Below are 17,049 nucleotides of genomic sequence, written 5' to 3' on the forward strand. Positions count from 1 at the left end.
ATCCGGGCGCAACCGCGCGCCTGGATCCCCCTCCCCGACCGGAGCGTCCCACGATGATGCGCATCCTCCCCGCCTGCCTGCGCCTGCCGCTGATCGCGCTGGCGCTGCTCGCCATCCCCGGCCTCGCGGCCGCGCAGCAGAAGCCGGCGCCGGACGCGCCGCTGACCGTGTTCGCCGCCGCCAGCCTCAAGGAGTCGATGGACGCGGCCGCGCGCGCCTACCAGGCCGCGACCGGCGTGCCGGTGCGGGTGTCGTACGCGGCCAGTTCCGCGCTGGCGCGGCAGATCGAGCAGGGCGCGCCGGCCGACGTGTTCTTCTCCGCCGACCTGGAATGGATGGACTACCTGCAGCAGCGCGGCAGGGTGGACGCGGCGCAGCGCCGCAACCTGCTCGGCAACCGGCTGGTGCTGATCGCGCCGGCGCGCAGCCGCGCCAAGGTGGATCTGGCGCAGCCGCGCGCGCTGCCGGCCGCGCTCGGCGACGGCCGGCTGGCGGTGGGCCAGACCGCGAGCGTGCCGGCCGGCAAGTACGCGCGCGCGGCGCTGGAATCGCTGGGCCTGTGGGAATCGGTGCGCGGCAGGCTGGCCGAATCGGAGAGCGTGCGCGCCGCGCTGATGCTGGTCGCGCGCGGGGAAACGCCGCTGGGCGTCGTCTACCTGTCCGACGCGCGCGCCGAGCCGGCGGTGCGCGTGGTCGCCACCTTCCCCGACCACAGCCATCCGCCGATCGTCTACCCGGTCGCGCCGCTGCGCGGCGATCGCCATGCGCAGGCGTCGGCGTTCGTGCGCTGGCTGGGATCGGAACAGGCGCAGGCGCTGTTCCGCCAGCGCGGTTTCGGCGTGCTTCCGTAAGGCCGGCGCGCTTGCCTTGGTTCAGTCCCGAGGAATGGGTCGCGATCCGCCTGAGCCTGAAGGTGGCGGTGGCGGCCTCGCTGGCCAGCCTGCCGCTGGGCATCGCGCTGGGCTGGCTGCTGGCGCGCCTGCGCTTCCCCGGCAAGGCGCTGCTGGACGCGCTGGTGCACCTGCCGCTGGTGCTGCCGCCGGTGGTGATGGGCTACGCGCTGCTGGTGACACTGGGCACGCAGGGCGCGGTCGGCGCATTCCTGAAGGAACACTTCGGCATCGTGTTCGCGTTCCGCTGGACCGGCGCGGCGCTGGCCTGCGCGGTGATGGGATTCCCGCTGATGGTGCGCGCGATCCGGCTGTCGCTGGAGGCCGCCGACCGCCGGCTCGAACAGGCCGCCGCGACGCTGGGCGCCGGGCCGTGGCGGGTGTTCTTCACCATCACCCTGCCGCTGGCCTGGCCCGGCATCGTCGCCGGCGCGGTGCTGGCCTTCGCCAAGGCGCTGGGCGAGTTCGGCGCGACCATCACCTTCGTCTCCAACATCCCCGGCGAGACGCAGACGCTGTCCTCGGCCATCTACGGGCTGATGCAGGTGCCCGGCGGCGAGGCCGGCATCTGGCGGCTGGCGATGGTGGCGGTGGCGATCTCGCTGGGCGCGCTGCTGCTGTCCGAATGGCTGGTGCGCCGCCACCAGCGCGGACGGGAGGCGTGATGCGCGCGAACCACGACGGGACGCGGCGCTGATGCTGCGGCTGGACATCGAGCTGCACCGCGGCGCGTTCGCGCGGCGCGTGCGCCTGGAGTCGGAAGCGCGCGTGGTGGCGCTGGTCGGTCCCTCCGGCTCGGGCAAGACCACCGTGCTCAACGCCATCGCCGGGCTGGTGAGGCCGCGGTCCGGCCGCATCGAGATCGACGGCCGCTGCCTGTTCGACGGCGCGCGGCGCATCGACGTGCCGGCGCACCGGCGCCGGGTCGGCTACGTGTTCCAGGACGCGCGCCTGTTCCCGCACCTGGACGTGCGCGGCAACCTGCGCTACGGCCGCCACGGCGGCCAAGCGCAGGCGCGCTTCGGCTTCGACGCGGTGGTCGAGCTGCTCGGCATCGGCCACCTGCTGGCGCGGCGCACGCGCAACCTGTCCGGCGGCGAGGCGCAGCGCGTGGCGATCGGCCGCGCGCTGCTGTCGCAGCCGGCGCTGCTGCTGTTCGACGAGCCGCTGACCGCGCTGGACCAGGCGCGGCGCGAGGAGCTGATCCCGTACCTGCAACGGGTGCGCGACGAGGTGCGGCTGCCGATGATCTACGTCAGCCACCATCCCGACGAGGTGCGGCGGATCGCCGACGACGTGCACGCGCTGGATTGAGAATCCACGCGCGCGTTGGCGCTTCGATTCGGATGTTTCCTCCGTCGTTCCGCGCAGGCGGGGACGACGGATGTTCATGGATTGAAACGAAATGCCCCGGCAGGCCGCGGCACCGCCCTACTGCGCCGTCTTCGCCTTTGCCGTGCGCACGCGCCGTTCGCCGTCGCGCACCTCGAAGGTGAACGCATAGGCCAGCGAGACCGCGACCACGCGCGCCCGCACGTCGTCGCCGGCGCAGCCGCGTCCGTTCCAGTCGCGATCGCGCGTGGCCGCGTCCGGGTAGTCGCAGAACATCGCCGGCTGGTAGCGCCACTGCGACACCGCCGCCAGCGCGGCGTCGCGCAACGGCGCGTACCGCTCCGGTGGCGCGCAGCCTTCCTCCGACAGCGCCTTGGCGTCGTCCACCGCGCCCTGCGCATCGACCACGAAGGCGACGCAGATCGTGGTCGGCGGCAGATCGCGCGGCGCGTAGTCCTCGGGAAACGACGGCGCGGCATTGTCCTGCGGCATGGGGAACACGAAGGCCTGGCTGTCGGCCATCTCGTAACGCGCCGCCCCCTCCGGCAGGATCAGCCGCTGGTCGACGTTGTGCACGCGGGTGGCGCAGGCGGCGACGGCGGCGCACGAGGCCAGCGCCAGCCAGCGCGTCTTTCCGCTCATCGGGTTTCCGCCGCGATCAGCACGCCGCACTGGAATACGTCGGGATCCTTGTCGTCGCTGCGGACGATGTCGCAGATCGTTTCCTGGACCCCGCTGTCGGCCCCGACCTGGAACCAGCGGTAGCGCCGGGCGTCGGCGACGCCGTCGGGCGCGGCGACGGGCTTCATCTCGGAGGAGAAATCGATCGGCACCCGCACCCGTCCCGCGACCGGGCGGCCATCCTTCATCGCCGGCTGGAAGCGCCACCGCTTCACCGCCGCCAGCGCCGACTCGTCGAACGCGCCGGCCGGCTCCGAACGCTCGACCCTGGCCGCGGACGGCACGCCGTCGGCATCCACGTCGACCAGCAGCACGACCCGGCCGGAAAGGCCTTCGCGCAGCGCCGCGCGCGGGTACGACGGAGGCGGCATGCGCGCGCGGTCGGCCGCGGCGGCCACGGGATCGGCCGAGGCCGGACCTCGCGCGGTGCCCGCCGCCCGGCCGGCGGCGATCGGACCCGCCTGTCGCGCGACATCCATCGAGAGCGCGAACGTCGCGCCGTCGGGCAGCGTGACCTGGATGCCGACCGGACCGCCGAGCGCGGCCACCAGCGTCGGTCTGGAGACGGTCATGCCGTCCGCCACGATCTCGCCGGCGATCCTGATCCTTTCGGCGTCGATCGGATCGATCCGGATTTCCACGCTCCAGCGCGGCTTCCCTTCCCCGGACGATGCGACGCCGAACGTCCTGCCCGGATACTCGTGCAGTTCGTACTCGCCGACGTCGCCGTCCACGCCCGCTTTCATCGCGACGCGGTAGTGGAAATCCTGTGCCGCGACGGCGGCGCGCGCGGGCTGCGTCCTCCATGCGGCGTAGCTGGTGACGGCGATCAGCGCCGTGGCCATCAGCCAGGCCAGGCGCCGTTGCGCTCTCGACGGGGAAGGTCTGCCGAGCATGGCGATTCTCTCCTTGAGCGGATGGGCGGGCCAGTGGCAACCGACCGGCAGCGGCGTTCCTTCCAGTTGCGTCTTCAGCATCGCCTCGCCGTAGCGTCGGCGCTGGCCGGGATGGCGGGCGATGATCGATTCGTCGCAGGCCAGTTCCTGGTCGCAGCGGTAGCGATGCGCGGCGTAGTGGACCAGCGGATTGAACCAGTGCACGCAGCGCAACAGCGCGACCAGCAGGTTGGCCCACAGATCGCCGCGCGCGATGTGGGTGCGCTCGTGGCCCAGGATCAGCGCGCGCTCCTGCGCGTCGTAGCGGCGATCGAAATCGGCCGGCACCACCACGCGCGGGCGCAGCAGGCCGATCGCCGCCGGCAGCCCGCGCGTGGCCTGCGCCGCCAGCAGTCCGTCCGCGCGCGGGCGCAACGCGCCCAATCCGCGCAGGAAGCGGCGCTGCTGGCGCCACAGCACGGCGGCCATGATCAGCGCGCCCGCCGCCCAGGTGGCCAGCAGCCATGCCCAGGGCGGGGCGATCGGCGCCGGCAGCGCCGCCATGGGCTGGACGAGCGTGGGCGATGCCTGCGGCATCGCCCAGATCCATTGCACCGGCGCGCTGCGCGCCGGCAGCAGCACCGCGACCAGCGCCGCCGGGACGCACAGCCACGACGCATAGGCGGCATGCGCGCCGAGGCGCGTGCGCAGCGCGCGGCCGAGCAGCAGCGCCAGCAGGATCGCGGCCGAGGCCGCGGCGGCGGTTTCCAGTACGGCGGCCAGGATTTCAGCGCTCATCGTCCAACTCCGCGATCAGGCGCCTGAGCTCGGCGACGTCGGCGGCCGACAGCTTGCCCTGCTCGCTGAAATGCGCCACCAACGGCGCGACGCGGCCGCCGAACAGCTTTTCCAGCAGGCCCTGGCTCTGCTGCTGCACCCATTCCCCGCGCGGCAGCCTGGGCGAGTACAGGTAACGGCGGCCGTCCTTGCGCGCCTCGATCGCGCCCTTGTTGAGCAGGCGGTTGAGCAGGGTCTTGACGGTGGGCTCGGCCCAGTCGGTGGTGGCCGCCAGCGCGGCGACCACTTCGTCGGCGCCCTGCGGGCTGCGCCGCCACAGCACCTCCATCACCATCGCCTCGGCATCGCTGATCTGCATGCGATTACATCCGTAAATTTTTACCGATTACGCATGTAATCAATTCCCTTGTCAAGCCCCGCCGCGTAGGCGCCGCCGTCACCCGGCCCGTCCTAGGCTGCGGCCATGACGATTTCGCTGGACTCGCTGGACCATGCCGTCGATTTCATCCTGCAACGCACGCCTGACACGCTGCGGATGGGCGCGCCGCTGGGCATCGGCAAGCCGCACCGCTTGCTCAATGCGCTGTACGCGCGCCTGCAGGACGACCCTTCGCGACAATGGCGCCTGTACACGGCGCTGTCGCTGGACCCGCCTTGCGCCGACGGCGACGGGCTGGAGGCGCGCTTCCTGGCGCCGTTCGTCTCGCGCCACTTCGGCGACGATTTCCCGCGCCTGGCCTACGTGCAGGCGATGCAGCGCGACGCCCTGCCCGCGCACGTCCGGGTCGAGGAGTTCTACCTGCAATCCGGCGCGTTGCTGCAATCGCGCCAGGCCCAGTCTGGCTACGCCAGCCTCAACTACACCCACGTGGCGGCGGCGCTGGCCGATCGCCAGGTCAACGTGATCGTGCAGAAGGCCGCGCGTGACGGGCGGAGCGGCCGGCTGTCGCTGTCGTGCAACAACGACCTGACCCGCGACGCGGTGGACGCCATCGTCGCGGGAGGATTGCCGCGGCCGCTGATGGTCGCCGAGGTGGATCCGCGGCTGCCGTGGCTGGGCGGCGACGCGGCGGTCGAGGACGGTTTCTTCGACGCGGTGGTCGCCCCGCCCGGCCCGTACCCGGCGCCGTTCGGGCTGCCGCGCCAGCCGGTGTCCGACGCCGATTACGCCATCGGCCTGTACGCCAGCGCGCTGGTGCGCGACGGCGGCACCCTGCAGATCGGCATCGGCGCGCTGGCCGACGCGCTGTGTCATGCGCTGGCACTGCGCCACACCGACAACGCCGCCTACCGGCGCGTGCTGGCGGCGCTGGATCCCCGATTGGAGCGGCATCCGGCGGTGCGCGGGAACGGCGGCCTGGGGCCCTTCGCGATCGGCCTGTACGGTTGCAGCGAGATGATCAGCGAGGGCTTCCGCAGGCTGGTCCAGGCCGGAGTCATCCGCCGCAAGGTGATCGACGACGCGGCGCTGATGCGACGCATCGACGGCGGCAGCGCCAGCCCCGGCGACCAGGCGCGGCTCGAGCGCGAGGGCGAATACCTGCACGGCGCGTTCTATCTCGGCTCGCCCGACTTCTACCGGTGGCTGAGCGATCTGCCGCCGGAGCAGTGCCGCGGAATCGGCATGCGCCGCATCAGCGAGATCAACCGGCTGCACGGCGACGGCGGCGACCTGCGGCGGATGCAGCGCCGCGACGCGCGCTTCTTCAACTCCTGCATGATGGCCACGGCGCTGGGCGCTGCGGTGTCGGACGGGCTGGAGGACGGCCGCGTGGTGTCCGGCGTCGGCGGGCAGTACAACTTCGTGGCGATGGCGCACGCGCTGGACGGCGCGCGCTCGGCGCTGATGCTGCGCGCGGTGCGCGAGGACGGCGGCGAACCGCAGTCCAACATCCGCTGGAACTACGGCCACGCCACCATCCCGCGCCACCTACGCGATCTCTACGTCAGCGAATACGGCATCGCCGACCTGCGCGGCGCCAGCGATGCGGACTGCATCGCCGCAATGGCCGCCATCGCCGATGCGCGCTTCCAGGCCGGGCTGCTCGACCAGGCCCGCGCCGCGCGCAAGCTGGCCGGCGATTTCTCCGCCGCGGCGCACTGGCCGGAGAACACGCCGCAGCGGCTGTCGGCGCTGCTGGCGCCGTTCCGCCGCGACGGCACGCTGCCGGACTATCCGCTGGGCAGCGACTTCACCGCGGTCGAGCAGCGGCTGGCCGGCGCGCTGGGCTGGCTGAAGTCGCGCACCGGCGACCGCGCCGGCAAGCTGCGCACGCTGATCGCGGCGCTGGCCGCCGGCCGCCACGACGATGCCGAGGCCTTGCGGCGGATGGGGCTGGAGAATCCCTCCGGCATCGGCGAAAGGCTGCAGGCGCGCCTGCTGGGCATGGCTTTGCGGCGTACGCGGCGATAGCCAGCGCGCGCCGGTCAGCCGTCGTCCAGCATTTTCACGCGCGCTAGGCGGCATGGTCCGGCATGGTGGATCGGCCCCCTCCGGACGACGATCCATGCATCCACGCACCGCTCCGCTCGCCCTGACGCTGCTGCTCGCCACCGCTCCGGCGCCCGCGCTCGCCGGCACCGACGCCGCCTCGCTGCGGGTCGACGGCATCAATCAGCCCGCGACCACCGAAGGCATGGCCGCACGGATACGGGCGCAGGTGTTGCTGGATCGCGCGCGCTTCTCGCCCGGCGAAATCGACGGGCTGGCCGGTTCCAACCAGCGCCGCGCGGTGCGCGGCTTCCAGTCCGCGCGCGGGCTGGAGGTCACCGGCGAACTGGATGCCGCCACCTGGGACGCGCTCAATGCCGACGCCGCGCCGGCGTTGGTCGACTACACGATCACCGAGGCTGACGTCGCCGGTCCCTACCGCAAGGTGCCGGACGACATGATGGCCAAGGCCAGGCTGGAAACGCTCGGCTACGCATCGATCGACGAAGCGCTCGGCGAGCGCTTCCACGCCAGCCCGGAGCTGCTGCGCCAGCTCAACCCGCGGGCCGATTTCGCCCGCGCCGGCACCTCGATCAAGGTGCCCAACGTCGCCGGCCTGCCCGCCCTGCCCAAGGCCGCCAGGGTGGTGGTCGACAAGTCCGACTCGACGGTGTCGCTGGTCGACGCGGCAGGGAAGACCTATGCGCAGTTTCCCGCCTCGTCCGGCAGCGAGCGCGATCCGCTGCCGATCGGCCAATGGGAGATCAAGGCCGTGATCGAGGATCCGACCTACCACTACAACCCGAAGCTGTTCTGGGACGCGGATCCCTCGCACGGCAAGGCCACGGTCGCAGCCGGTCCCAACAACCCGGTCGGCGTGGTGTGGATCGACCTGTCCAAGCCGCACTACGGCCTGCACGGCACGCCGGAACCGCGCAGCATCGGCAAGGCGCAGTCGCACGGTTGCGTGCGGCTGACCAACTGGGATGCGCTGGCGGTGGCCGCGGCCGTCGATGCCAGCGTGCCGGTGGTGATGCAGGAGTGAACCGATGAAATGGCTGCTGGCGGCGTTGCTGGCGATCGCGCTGGCGCTGGTCGGCTACGAATGGCTGGCCGGTCGCCCGCCACCGGCCGGCGCGGCGGCGGCGACGCGAGCCGTCCGCGTCGCCGCGCCGGTCGCGTCCCCCGCCATTGCCTCACCGGCCGCCGCACCGCCCGCTCCGCTTCCGCAATCCGCCCCGCCCGGCGCCGGTTCGACGCCTGCCGAGGCCCTGCTCGTCCCCGTGCAAGGCATCGCGCCCTCGCAACTCGGCGACACCTTCAACGACGCGCGCAGCCAGGGACGCCGCCACGACGCCATCGACATCATGGCCGCCGAGGGCACGCCGGTGATCGCGGTGGCCGACGGCACGGTGGAGAAGCTGTTCGACAGCGAGCGCGGCGGCCTGACCGTCTACCAGTTCGAACCCGGCGGACGCTACGCCTACTACTACGCCCACCTGCAACGCTACGCCGACGGCCTGGCCGAAGGCCAGTCGATCCGGCGAGGGCAGGTGATCGGCTACGTCGGCAGCACCGGCAACGCCAGTCCGGAGGCGCCGCACCTGCATTTCGCGATCTTCCTGCTCGGCCCGGAGAAGCGCTGGTGGGAAGGCGAGGCGATCAACCCGTACCCGATCCTGCGCGGCGATACGACGCTGCCCTGAAATCCGCCCTCGCACCTGTAGAGCCGAGCTTGCTCGGCTGCTCTTCGCCAAATGCAGCCGGGCAAGCCCGGCCCCACGGCTCTCCGGACAGCGAAAAGGCCGGATTACTCCGGCCTTCCCGCATCGCCCCGGGTTACGGGCGCATCAGCGCAGCGATCGCACCGCCTCGACCACCGCATCGACGGTGATGCCGAAGTGCCTGTACAGCGCATCGGCCGGCGCCGAAGCGCCGAACGTGCTCATGCCGACCACCGCGCCATCCAGGCCCACGTACTTGCGCCAGTAGTCGGCGATGCCCGCCTCCACCGCCACCCGCCTGCGCACCGCATCCGGCAGCACCGACTCGCGGTAGGCCGCGTCCTGGCGATCGAACACGTCGGTCGACGGCATCGACACCACCCGGGTCGGCACGCCGCCGGCCTGCAGCGCCTCGCGCGCCTGCATGGCCAGCCCGACCTCCGAGCCGGTGGCGATCAGGATCGCCTGCGGCGCGCCGCCGTCGGCCTCGGCCAGCACGTAGCCGCCGCGCGCGATGTCGCGCAGCTGCGCCTCGTCGCGCGGTTGGTGCGGCAGGTTCTGGCGCGAGAACACCAGGCAGCTCGGGCCGTCCTTGCGCTGGATCGCCGCCTTCCACGCCACCGCCGACTCGACCGCGTCGCACGGGCGCCAGACGTCGTTGTTGGGGATGTAGCGCAGCGAGGCCAGGTGCTCGATCGGCTGGTGGGTCGGGCCGTCCTCGCCCAGGCCGATCGAGTCGTGGGTGTAGACGTGGATCGCGTGCGCCGGGATCAGCGCGCTCATCCGCACCGCATTGCGCGCGTAGTCGGAGAACACCAGGAAGGTGGCGTCGAACGGGATGAAGCCGCCGTGCAGCGCCAGGCCGTTGGCGATCGCGCTCATGCCGAACTCGCGCACGCCGTAGTAGACGTAGTTGGCGTCGGCGTCGTCGCTGGCGACCGACTTGCTGGCCTTCCACAGGGTCAGGTTGGAGTGGGCCAGGTCGGCCGAGCCGCCGACCAGTTCCGGCAGCAGCGGCGCGAACGCCTCGATCGCCATCTGCGAGGCCTTGCGCGAGGCGACCACCGGGCCTTCGGCCTGCAGCTTGGCGACGTACGCCGCGGCGGCGTCCTCGAAACCGGCCGGCAGCTCGCCCTGCGCGCGGCGCAGCAGCTCGGCGGCGGCATCGGCGTGCTCGGCGGCGTAGCGGTCGAACGCCTGCCGCCACTGCGCCTCGCGCGCCTGGCCGGCGTCGTTGGCGCGCCAGCCGGCGTAGATCGGCTCGGGAATCTCGAACGCGGCGTGCGGCCATTCCAGCGCCTGGCGGGTGGCCTCCAGTTCGTCCTTGCCCAGCGGCGCGCCGTGGCTGGACTCCTTGCCGGCCTTGTTGGGCGAGCCGAAGCCGATGGTGGTGCGGCAGCAGATCAGCGTGGGCCGGTCGGCATTGGCCAGGGCGGTTTCGATGGCGGTCTTGATCTCCTGCGGATCATGGCCGTCGACGCCGCGGATCACCTGCCAGCCGTAGGCCTCGAAGCGCGCCGGCGTGTCGTCGGTGAACCAGCCCTCGGTGTTGCCGTCGATGGAGATGCGGTTGTCGTCCCAGAAGCAGATCAGCTTGCCCAGGCCCCAGGTGCCGGCCAGCGACGCGGCCTCGTGCGAGACGCCTTCCATCAGGCAGCCGTCGCCCAGGAACACCCAGGTGCGGTGATCGACCACGGCGTGGCCGGGACGGTTGAAGCGCTGCGCCAGCAGCTTCTCGGCCAGCGCGAAGCCGACCGCGTTGGCCAGGCCCTGGCCGAGCGGGCCGGTGGTGGTCTCCACGCCGGGCGTCTCGTGGCGTTCCGGATGGCCGGCGGTCCTGCTGTGCAGCTGGCGGAAGTTCTTCAGCTCTTGCAGCGGCAGGTCGTAGCCGGACAGGTGCAGCAGCGCGTACTGCAGCATCGAGCCGTGGCCGTTGGACAGCACGAAGCGGTCGCGGTTGAACCAGTGAGGGTTGGACGGGTTGTGGCTCAGGTAGTCGTTCCACAGCACCTCGGCGATGTCGGCCATGCCCATCGGCATGCCCGGATGACCGGATTTGGCGGCTTCGACCGCGTCGGCGGCGAGGAAACGGATGGCGTTGGCAAGCTGGCGGCGGGTCGGCGTCGTCATGGGATTCAGGCGGGAAGGAAGGCGGCCCGCGGTGCGCGGGGCCGGCTATTGTCCCACAGAGCCGCGGGCGGGTTGTCCCGGCCGTTCCCGCCGCCGCGGGACGGCCCGAAATCGCGGTCCTGCCCGGGCCGGGGCCGCGCCTCACGGCTCGCGCCGCGACGGCCAGTGTGGCATCCCGCGAGAAATCTCCCTTCGTCATCCCCGCGAAGGCGGGGACCCAGTGCCTTGAAACGATTCGGAAAGTCGCTGGGTCCCCGCCTTCGCGGGGATGACGACCTGGAATGGGGATGGCGACCCAGAAATCGAGATGACGGCCCGGAAACAGGGATGACGGCCTGGAATCTCGCGGGATACCCCTAGGGGGCGGACGTCTCCCCGACCACGCCCGGCAGCTCGCGCCCGTCCTCGCCCTGCGCCACCAGCGTGGCCAGGGTCAGGTCGCCGGTCACGTTGAGCGTGGTGCGGCACATGTCGAGGAAATGGTTGACGCCGAGGATCAGGCCGATGCCGATCGGGTTGACTCCGACCATCGCGCAGATCAGCGCCACCACCGGCAGCGAGCCGGACGGCACGCCGGCGGTGCCGATGCCGCCGAGGATGCACACCAGCATCACCATGAACTGCTGGCCCAGCGTCAGGTCCACGCCGAAGAACTGGGCCAGGAAGATCACCGTCACGCCCTCGAACAGCGCGGTGCCGTTCTGGTTGGCGGTGGCGCCGACGGTCAGCACGAAGCGCGACACCGTGCGCGGCAGGCCGAGTTTCTCGTCGGCCACGCGCAGCGCGGTCGGCAGGGTGGCGTTGCTGGAGGCGGTCGAGAACGCCATCACCATCGCCTCCTGGCTGCCGCGGAAGAACTTCAGCGGCGAGGCGCCGGCCAGCTTCAGCGCCACCGAGTAGTTGACCACCAGGTGCAGGCCCAGCGCCAGCACCACCACGCCGACGTAGGCGCCCAGCCGCACCAGCAGGTCGAAGCCGAAGATCGCGGCGAGGTTGAACATGAAGCAGGCCACCGCGTACGGCGCCAGGCGGATGACCAGCCCGATCAGCGTCATCGAGATCTCGAACACGCCCTCGATGCCACGCTTGAGCAGGGCGGTGTTCTGCGACGGCGTCAGCACCAGGCCGACGCCGAACATCACCGCGAAGAACATCAGCGCCAGGATCGAGCCGTTGTTGGACGCGGCGTTGACCACGTTGTCCGGCACGATCGACAGCAGCATGTCCAGGCCCTTGGGCTGGTCCGCCGAGCTGGCGACGATCTGCTTGGCGCGCTCGGCGTTCTCGACCAGCAGCGAGCGCGCCAGTTCCGGGTCCACGCCCACGCCGGGCTTGAGCAGGTTGACCAGTACCAGGCCCAGCAGCACTGCCACCGCCGACAGCACCACCGTGTAGGCCAGCGTCTTCCAGCCGATCCGGCCGAGCGCGCGGATGTCGCCCATCTCGGCGATGCCGACCACCAGCGCCGAGAACAGCAGCGGCACGATCAGCATGAAGATCAGGCTCAGGAACACCTGCGAGAACGGCGTGGTGACGTAGCGGGTGAAATCCCTGACCCAGCCCGCGTCGGCGCCGCTCACGTGCACGATCAGCCCGAACAGCAGGCCGACCGCGAAGCCGATGGCCATCTTCCAGTGCAGCGGGAGGCGTGCCTTGGCAGCCTGGTCGGGACGGTTCCGGGACATGGGCATCGGTTCTGGGCAAAGCGCGGAGCTTAGCAAACCGGCTTCGCCGGCCCTTTCCCGGCCGGAAGGGCGGACGCGGCGCGGGCGTTATCCCGCCGCGCCGTGCGCGAGTCCGGCGCTATCCCGGCGGATACAGCGGCGGCAGCGGCGAGGCTTGCTCGCGTGGCGCGGCCTGCCATTGCGGCCCCCTGGCGAAGGCCTCGCGCAACGCGGCGCGCGCGGCCACCGCGTCGCCGCCGGCCCAGCGCGCGCGGCGCATCCGCTCCACCGCCGCGCGCTGGGCCGGCGGCGACAGGCGGGCGATCAGTTCGTCCAGGTCGCGCGCCGGCGGCGCGGCCATGCCGCGCAGCACGTCGCCGACCTCGTCCAGATCGCCGGTATCCAGCACGCGCTTCAGGTCGGCCAGGCCATGACGCGGACGCGCGCGTTCCTCGCGCGCGGGCGAAGGGGCGGCGATTCCGTCCCGGTCCGGGGCGCGGCGGCGCAGCGCCCACACCAGCGTGGCCAGCCACAACAGCGCGAAGGCCGCCGCCAGCCAAGGCCAGATGCCGGCCGCCGCTTCGCCCGCCAGCGCGCCCGCCGGCAATGCGCCTGCACCCGGCGCCGCCGGCTGCGATGCGGCCGATGGCGAGGACGGCGCGAGGGCGGGCATGGCGAAGCTGCCGCTGCCCGCTTCCACTTCCAGCCGCAGATCCGGCAGCGTGGCGCGCCGCGCCGCGTTGCCCTGCACGTCCCACCACGCCATCGAAGGACCGGCCAGCGACAGCGTGCCCGCCTGTCCCGGCACGATCGAGTAGCGCCGCGTCACCCTGACCTGCGGCGTGCCGCCATCGAAGGTCTCCTCGTACTGCGCCGGTTCGGCGAACACCTGCGCGCCGGGCGCCGAGGGCGCCGGCAGTTCCGGCAACTGGGCGTAGGTGGCGCCGAGCGCGGTCGCCTCGATTACCAGCGCCGCCGCCTCCCCGGCGCGCAGGCGCTGCGGCGCGGCGACGTAGCGCAGGCGCAGGTCGCGCAGCGGCAGCCACGGCTGCGGCGCGCCGTCGGGCTGCGCGCGCACCTGCAGCGTGCGCGCGTTGCCGGCGGCGCGCATCTCGCGGCTGTTGCCGCCGAGGAAATCCTCCAGCCAGCCGCCGGCGCCGCGGCCGCTGAAGCGCGGCGCCGGCAGCGTGATCGTGCCGCTGCGATCGGGCACCAGCAGGAAGCGCCGCTCGACGACGTGGTAGCGCCGGCCGTTGATTTCGCGGCTGGAAGTGAGGTCGTCGCCGACCTTCTGCAGCAGCGCGCCCTCCGGCGCATCCAGGTCCAGTTGCCCGGACACCAGCGGCACCGCGTAGTGCAGCCGCACCGCGACGCCGACACTCTGCTGCACATAGGGCTGCACGTCGTCGACCACGGTTTCCAGGAAGATGCGCGCATCGCCCGGCGCGGCGGCCGGCGCATCGAGCACCTGCAACACCTGCGGCGCGGTGCGCTGCGCGCCGACCTGCAGCGGCGGTATCACCAGCCGGCCGGCGCGGCGCGGGGTCAGCACCAGCGACCAGGTCGTGCCGGCGCGGGCCGCGCCTTGCGCCGTCGATGCCATCCGCCTGACCTGCAACTCGCCCGGGACGAAGTCGCGCACCAGCGGCGCGGGATCCGGCGGGCCGCCGTCGCCTTCGATGTGCAGGGTGACCGTTTCGCCCAGCGCGATCTGCTGCGGTTCCAGCCAGGCGCGCGCGGTCGCCTGCGCCCGCGCCGGATCGCCCGCGGCCAATGCGCCGAGCACGAACAGGCAGGTCAACAGGAACTTCATGGCGAGGTACCTTCCTTCAGGCGGCGCTCGTATTCCAGCCGGAACTTGAGCTTGAGCAGCCCGCCCGGATCGTCGGGGATGCGCCTCAGCCACGCTTCGACCGCCTGCCGGCGCTCACGTTCCTCCGCGCTGATGGCCGCCGCGGCCGCGCCGTCGCGCGCGTCGCCGTCTTCGAGCCGGCCAGCCGCCTGCATCGCCTGGCGCATGCGCTCGCGCTGGGCGGCATCGGCGGCCTGCTGGGCCTGGCGGTCCTCCTGCCGTGGCGGAGACGGTGGCGAGGGCGGCGCGGAAGGGGGCGTGGAAGCCGCGGAGCCGGCCCGGGGATTCGACTGACCGGATTGGCCCGCCTCCGGGCGTTCTCCTTGCTGGCGCTGCGGCTCCTGCTGTCCTTGCCGGCCCTGTTGCCCCTGCTGTCCGTCGCCTTGCTGGCGGCGCTTGCGCGCGGCCTCGACCGCGGCGCGATTGGCCAGGGCGTCCTCCATCCGCGGCCGCTGCGCCAGCGCGCGGTCGTAGGCTTCGATGGCCTCGTCGTAGCGGCCCTGCCGGGCCAGCGCGTTGCCGAGGTTGTACCAGCCCTCCGGCGTGTCGATGCCCTCGAAGGCCTGCTGCGCGGCGGCGTAGTCGCCCTGGCGATAGGCCTGCGCGCCGCGCTCGATGCGCTGGTGGCGCTGCTGGTCGGGGCGCTGCCACCAGCTCCCGTCATCCTGTCGTGCCTGCGCCTGCGCCGGCAGCGCCAGCGGCAGGCACAGGCCCGTCGCCAGCAGGCAGGCCAGCCCGCCGCCGCGACGGAACGCCAGCAGCGCCAGCAGCATCAGCGGCGGCAACAGCCAGTAGCCCTCGTCCTGCCATGCACCGCCACCCTGGCGCGGCTTCGCCGAGGCCATGTCCGCGGCCACCGCCGTCAGCACGCCCAGCGCATCCAGATCGCCATCGTCGGCCGTCAATGCGGCGTAGCGCCCGCCGCCGGCCGAGGCCAGCGCACGCAGCGAGCCGGCATCGAGCGCGGCGCGCTCCAGCCGGCCGTCGGCTTCCCGGTACGGCGCGCCGGCGGCCGTGCCCAGTCCCAGCGCGGAAACCCGGTAGCCCTGCGTCGAGGCCTGCGCCGCCGCCCGCAGCGCGTCGGCGTCGGCGCGATCGGTCAGCAGCAGGATCTCGCCCTGCTCGAAGCCAGCCTGCGCCAGCAGCCGCTGCGCCTGGTGGATGGCGCGATCGGCGCGCTGGCCGGCCACCGGCATCACCTCCGGCGACAGCGCATCGAGGAACAGCGCCACGTTGGCCGCGTCCTCGGTCAGCGGCGCGACGGTGAAGGCATCGCCGGCGTAGGCCAGCAGCGCGACCTGCCCGCCTTCGCGCTGGCGCAGCAGCGCGGCGATCTTCGCCCGCGCCTGCACCAGCCGCGAAGGCGGCAGGTCGCCGGCCTGCGCGCGCGCCGACAGATCCAGCGCGATCACCAGCGGCGCGCCCGGCTGCCACAGCGGCTGCGCGCCCTGTCGCCAGCTCGGCCCGGCCAGTGCCAGCACCGCCAGCGTCCAGCCCAGCGCGATCCAGGCGAACGTCCCGCGCCAGCGCGGCCCCGGCGCGATCAGGTGCGGCAACAGGTGCGGATCGACCTGGCGCCGCCACACGTCGCGCTGGCGCCGCCGCCAGCGCCACGCCGCCCACAGCGCCGGCAGCGCGGCCAGCGCCCACAGCCACTGCGGGCGCAGCAGGTGCAGCGCGTTCCAGTCGATGCCGGTCATCGCGCCCGTCCCGGCCACAGGCCCAGCAGCGCCGCCAGCAGCAGGGCCGCGGCCAGCGGCCACGGATAGCGCTCCAGCCGCGGCCGCACCGCCTCGCCGGGCAGGGCGATCGGCTCGATGCGATCCAGATCGGCATAGATGCCGGCCAACTCGGTCGCATCGCGCGCGCGGAAGAAGCGCCCACCGGTCTGCACGGCGATGCGCCGCAGGGTCGCCTCGTCGATGCCCTCGCCCGCCGCCGAAGCCGGCATCGGTACGCCGAAGATCGACATCAGCCCGCTCTCGCTGCCGAAGGCGATGGTATGCACGCGCACGCCTTCGCCCTGCGCCAGCTCGGCGGCCTTGAGCGGATCCAGCAGGCCGGCGGTGTTGACGCCGTCGGTCAGCAGGATCAGCACGCGCTGACCCTCGGGCTGCGCGCGCAGGCGCTTGACCGCCAGGCCGATGGCGTCGCCCAGCGCGGTCTCGCGCCCGGCCAGGCCGACCACGCTGTCGCGCAGCTGCTCGCGCACCGATTCGCGGTCGCGGGTCAGCGGGGTCAGCGCGTAGGCGCGCTGGCCGAACACCAGCAGGCCGACGCGATCGCCCTCGCGGCGATCCATGAAATCGGCCAGCACCGCCTTGGCCGCGGTCAGCCGGTCGACCACCTGGCCGCCGAGTTCCATGTCGGTCTCGCTCATGCTGCCGGACAGGTCCACCGCCAGCATCAGGTCGCGTCCGCTCAGCGGCGGCGCCTGCGCAAGTCCGAACACCTGCGGCCGCGCCAGCGCCGCGCACAGCAGGAACCACAGCAGCCACAACGCCGCCGGGCCGGTGCCGGCCAGCAGGCGGCGCGGCGTCGCCATCTGTCGCAGCAGGTAACCGCAAGGCATCTTCAACGCATCGCCCGCGCCACGCCGCGCCGGCAGCAAGCGGCGCGCAAGCCAGGGCAGCGGCATCAGCCACCACGCCCACGCCCAGGCAAATCCGGCG

General features: G+C 72.7%; 14 protein-coding genes. 6 read left to right on the forward strand and 8 right to left on the reverse strand.

Going from position 1 to position 17,049, the window contains the following annotated elements; translation table 11 throughout:
* Nucleotides 1–53 precede the first annotated feature (53 nt).
* Genes modA through modC form a run of 3 tightly spaced genes read left to right on the forward strand, consistent with a single transcriptional unit; the run spans nucleotide 54 to nucleotide 2,204 of the window.
* Complete coding sequence (gene modA, locus AAG688_RS15225; RefSeq protein ID WP_411833032.1) at nucleotides 54–851, forward strand: molybdate ABC transporter substrate-binding protein; 798 nt, start codon at nucleotides 54–56, stop codon at nucleotides 849–851.
* 11 nt (nucleotides 852–862) lie between these two features.
* The gene (gene modB / locus AAG688_RS15230; RefSeq protein WP_411833033.1) at nucleotides 863–1,555 is read left to right on the forward strand and encodes a molybdate ABC transporter permease subunit; all 693 of its coding nucleotides are present in this window, start codon (nucleotides 863–865) and stop codon (nucleotides 1,553–1,555) included.
* A 31-nt stretch (nucleotides 1,556–1,586) separates the two neighbouring features.
* Nucleotides 1,587–2,204 carry a molybdenum ABC transporter ATP-binding protein gene (gene modC / locus AAG688_RS15235; protein ID WP_411833034.1) on the forward strand — a complete coding sequence of 206 codons (618 nt, stop codon included), beginning with the start codon at nucleotides 1,587–1,589 and terminating at the stop codon, nucleotides 2,202–2,204.
* Between the two features lie 117 nt (nucleotides 2,205–2,321).
* On the opposite strand, the gene AAG688_RS15240 is transcribed toward modC, so the two are convergent.
* The 3 genes from AAG688_RS15240 to AAG688_RS15250 are packed head-to-tail and all read right to left on the reverse strand — an operon-like array spanning nucleotide 2,322 to nucleotide 4,934.
* Complete coding sequence (locus AAG688_RS15240) at nucleotides 2,322–2,864, reverse strand: hypothetical protein (protein ID WP_411833035.1); 543 nt, start codon at nucleotides 2,862–2,864, stop codon at nucleotides 2,322–2,324.
* Nucleotides 2,861–4,576 (reverse strand): TonB family protein, encoded by a 1,716-nt coding sequence (locus AAG688_RS15245; RefSeq protein WP_411833036.1) that lies wholly within the window; start codon nucleotides 4,574–4,576, stop codon nucleotides 2,861–2,863. The genes AAG688_RS15240 and AAG688_RS15245 overlap by 4 nt, the downstream gene beginning before the upstream one ends.
* Complete coding sequence (locus AAG688_RS15250) at nucleotides 4,566–4,934, reverse strand: BlaI/MecI/CopY family transcriptional regulator (RefSeq protein WP_411833037.1); 369 nt, start codon at nucleotides 4,932–4,934, stop codon at nucleotides 4,566–4,568. Before AAG688_RS15250 ends, AAG688_RS15245 begins: the two co-directional genes overlap by 11 nt.
* A gap of 105 nt (nucleotides 4,935–5,039) precedes the next feature.
* On the opposite strand from AAG688_RS15250, the gene AAG688_RS15255 reads away from it, so the two are divergent.
* From AAG688_RS15255 to AAG688_RS15265, 3 genes are all read left to right on the forward strand, one after another.
* The gene (locus tag AAG688_RS15255; protein ID WP_411833038.1) at nucleotides 5,040–6,989 is read left to right on the forward strand and encodes an acetyl-CoA hydrolase/transferase C-terminal domain-containing protein; all 1,950 of its coding nucleotides are present in this window, start codon (nucleotides 5,040–5,042) and stop codon (nucleotides 6,987–6,989) included.
* Nucleotides 6,990–7,083: 94 nt separating this feature from the next.
* A complete protein-coding gene (locus AAG688_RS15260; protein ID WP_411833039.1) occupies nucleotides 7,084–8,052 on the forward strand; it encodes a L,D-transpeptidase family protein in 969 nt (322 codons plus the stop codon).
* Between the two features lie 4 nt (nucleotides 8,053–8,056).
* Nucleotides 8,057–8,713 carry a M23 family metallopeptidase gene (locus AAG688_RS15265; protein ID WP_411833040.1) on the forward strand — a complete coding sequence of 219 codons (657 nt, stop codon included), beginning with the start codon at nucleotides 8,057–8,059 and terminating at the stop codon, nucleotides 8,711–8,713.
* Between the two features lie 144 nt (nucleotides 8,714–8,857).
* On the opposite strand, the gene tkt is transcribed toward AAG688_RS15265, so the two are convergent.
* The 5 genes from tkt to AAG688_RS15290 form a co-directional block, all read right to left on the reverse strand.
* Nucleotides 8,858–10,861, reverse strand: a complete 2,004-nt coding sequence (tkt, locus tag AAG688_RS15270) for a transketolase (protein WP_411833041.1) — start codon at nucleotides 10,859–10,861, stop codon at nucleotides 8,858–8,860.
* A gap of 356 nt (nucleotides 10,862–11,217) precedes the next feature.
* Nucleotides 11,218–12,546: a dicarboxylate/amino acid:cation symporter gene (locus AAG688_RS15275; RefSeq protein ID WP_411833042.1), complete on the reverse strand. Its 1,329-nt coding sequence runs from the start codon at nucleotides 12,544–12,546 to the stop codon at nucleotides 11,218–11,220.
* Nucleotides 12,547–12,664: 118 nt separating this feature from the next.
* Nucleotides 12,665–14,338, reverse strand: a complete 1,674-nt coding sequence (locus tag AAG688_RS15280) for a BatD family protein (RefSeq protein WP_411833043.1) — start codon at nucleotides 14,336–14,338, stop codon at nucleotides 12,665–12,667.
* Nucleotides 14,335–16,077, reverse strand: coding sequence for a tetratricopeptide repeat protein (locus AAG688_RS15285; protein WP_411833044.1), 1,743 nt, complete (start codon nucleotides 16,075–16,077; stop codon nucleotides 14,335–14,337). Before AAG688_RS15285 ends, AAG688_RS15280 begins: the two co-directional genes overlap by 4 nt.
* A complete protein-coding gene (locus AAG688_RS15290; protein ID WP_411835034.1) occupies nucleotides 16,074–17,015 on the reverse strand; it encodes a vWA domain-containing protein in 942 nt (313 codons plus the stop codon). The genes AAG688_RS15285 and AAG688_RS15290 overlap by 4 nt, the downstream gene beginning before the upstream one ends.
* Nucleotides 17,016–17,049 lie beyond the last annotated feature (34 nt).

The organism is Pseudoxanthomonas mexicana (genome assembly GCF_046736355.1).
GTDB classification, from domain to species: domain Bacteria; phylum Pseudomonadota; class Gammaproteobacteria; order Xanthomonadales; family Xanthomonadaceae; genus Pseudoxanthomonas_A; species Pseudoxanthomonas_A mexicana_B.

Coding starts and splice junctions, on each gene's coding strand:
- AAG688_RS15255 (WP_411833038.1), top strand. CDS start 5,040: ATGACGATTTCGCTGGACTCGCTGGACCATGCCGTCGATTTCATCCTG.
- AAG688_RS15290 (WP_411835034.1), bottom strand. CDS start 17,015: ATGCCGCTGCCCTGGCTTGCGCGCCGCTTGCTGCCGGCGCGGCGTGGC.
- AAG688_RS15285 (WP_411833044.1), bottom strand. CDS start 16,077: ATGACCGGCATCGACTGGAACGCGCTGCACCTGCTGCGCCCGCAGTGG.
- modC (WP_411833034.1), top strand. CDS start 1,587: ATGCTGCGGCTGGACATCGAGCTGCACCGCGGCGCGTTCGCGCGGCGC.
- AAG688_RS15240 (WP_411833035.1), bottom strand. CDS start 2,864: ATGAGCGGAAAGACGCGCTGGCTGGCGCTGGCCTCGTGCGCCGCCGTC.
- tkt (WP_411833041.1), bottom strand. CDS start 10,861: ATGACGACGCCGACCCGCCGCCAGCTTGCCAACGCCATCCGTTTCCTC.
- AAG688_RS15280 (WP_411833043.1), bottom strand. CDS start 14,338: ATGAAGTTCCTGTTGACCTGCCTGTTCGTGCTCGGCGCATTGGCCGCG.
- AAG688_RS15265 (WP_411833040.1), top strand. CDS start 8,057: ATGAAATGGCTGCTGGCGGCGTTGCTGGCGATCGCGCTGGCGCTGGTC.
- AAG688_RS15275 (WP_411833042.1), bottom strand. CDS start 12,546: ATGTCCCGGAACCGTCCCGACCAGGCTGCCAAGGCACGCCTCCCGCTG.
- AAG688_RS15260 (WP_411833039.1), top strand. CDS start 7,084: ATGCATCCACGCACCGCTCCGCTCGCCCTGACGCTGCTGCTCGCCACC.
- AAG688_RS15245 (WP_411833036.1), bottom strand. CDS start 4,576: ATGAGCGCTGAAATCCTGGCCGCCGTACTGGAAACCGCCGCCGCGGCC.
- modA (WP_411833032.1), top strand. CDS start 54: ATGATGCGCATCCTCCCCGCCTGCCTGCGCCTGCCGCTGATCGCGCTG.
- AAG688_RS15250 (WP_411833037.1), bottom strand. CDS start 4,934: ATGCAGATCAGCGATGCCGAGGCGATGGTGATGGAGGTGCTGTGGCGG.